At 28.5% G+C, this 1,274-nt stretch carries 1 protein-coding gene; it reads left to right on the plus strand.

The genetic code is table 11. The features are described from left to right. Nucleotides 1–204: 204 nt before the first annotated feature. A complete protein-coding gene (locus METFODRAFT_RS09590) occupies nt 205–669 on the plus strand; it encodes a hypothetical protein (protein WP_007045432.1) in 465 nt (154 codons plus the stop codon). The last annotated feature ends 605 nt before the right edge of the window (nt 670–1,274 follow it).

The raw sequence follows: 1,274 nt of genomic DNA on the forward strand, positions 1-1,274 counted from the left end.
GCCTAAACCCCACAACAACACATATTCTCCATATTATCCCTCATAAAATTGTAATCATTACCAAAGTTATAACACAAACGACTATACATTTAGCCACATACTTTATATACTGATAGTGTGATTACAATATTCTCTTCTTTATTAGTTCTAAGTGTAAATATTGTAGGGATATTATGAAGGAAATATTACTTGCCCTAATTTTTTTTGAGCTTTGTTGGGGTAGTATATGGAGAAGTTTGGGAGGATTCCACAGACCCTAATGACGAATACAACTCCCATGGTGTTACTGTAACATTTAATTTTCCACTCAATATAAATGAGATAGATATTCAAAACATGGTTGTAGAAATTGAAGCTTATGATGTGAATAGAAATAATAATCCTGTTATGGTAGATGGTGAATATGTGGGAGTATTGGAAGTAGGAGGGAAATATACTGTCGAAACTACCATTATCACCATTGATGGAGAGAATGCTAAAAAATATTTAAGTGATAACTCAGTTACTATATCTATTGGTAAAAAAGAGCTTCTCAGAATCGACTCAATTAAAATAACGGTTGGTTATATACCAAAATCATCCCCATCATCAATAATAAAAGCACCAATTCCATTAGGGGCAATAATCCTAACTTTAATGACGATTCCAATAATTGCTTTAAAAAGATAAAAGATTAAACTAAATACCATTTGGAAGAAGTATGGAACCTAAAATATATTTATTGTTTTTAGTTTCAATTTTAGTTTTTTTAGTGGATGTGTTGAATCTAATTACAATAGCCCCTATAACAATAATTTTCATGACAATAATTTTGATACTATTTAAATTTGTGATGGGAACTACGGTATTATAAATAAAAACACATAAAAAATTTTGCCTTTAAAAATGACAATGATTGACTTTAAAGACAATTCAAAACTAACAACAAGTTTATTTTAATCCCACATCACAATTTACACAGTGGAGAGTTAAAATTTATAATTTTTTGAGTTTTCATTAATATTTAGTAAATAAAATGTTAGAACATAATGTCATAAAAACATAGTGTAATAAAAAAAGAATATAATAATGAGTGTGGTGCATAATTTATACATCTAAATTTATGTCCTAATATCTTTAATCCTTATTAATGGGTAACCATAGGTTTTTAGGTTGTAAATCGCTAATATCTGTGCGGTTACAACCGATAACATACAGAAAACGTACTTTTTCTTAAAACCATTTATATTCGTCCAAAATCTATTCATAATCTGGTTTTCGCTTGCAAAGCAAGT

Origin of the sequence: Methanotorris formicicus Mc-S-70, from assembly GCF_000243455.1 — an archaeon.
Taxonomy (GTDB): Archaea; AGJL01; Methanococci; order Methanococcales; family Methanococcaceae; genus Methanotorris; species Methanotorris formicicus.